Source organism: Dickeya sp. CFBP 2040 (assembly GCF_012273755.1).
Lineage (GTDB): Bacteria > Pseudomonadota > Gammaproteobacteria > Enterobacterales > Enterobacteriaceae > Dickeya > Dickeya poaceiphila.
In genome coordinates, this window is record NZ_JAAVXH010000064.1 from 1 (window position 1) to 247 (window position 247).

The 247-nt window shown below is 47.4% G+C and carries 1 protein-coding gene; it reads left to right on the forward strand.

Annotation, left to right across the window (positions count from 1 at the left end):
• Positions 1-247: phage tail protein (locus tag Dpoa2040_RS08465; RefSeq protein ID WP_168640978.1), on the forward strand; the 247-nt coding region annotated here is incomplete at both ends.

Genomic DNA, 247 nt, shown 5'->3' on the forward strand with positions numbered 1-247 from the left:
CGAAATATATGGCGTTACTCACCCAGGTGGGTACGGCAAAACTGGCGAATGCCACGGCATTAGGGAAAATGCTGAATATTACTCATATGGGCGTGGGCGATGGCGGCGGTAATCCAACAACGCCTAATTCGACTCAGACGGCATTAATTAATGAAAAACGTCGGGCGGTATTAAATACTCTGCATGTTGATCCCACTAATCCGAATCAGATTATTGCCGAACAGGTGATTCCGGAAAATGAAGGCGG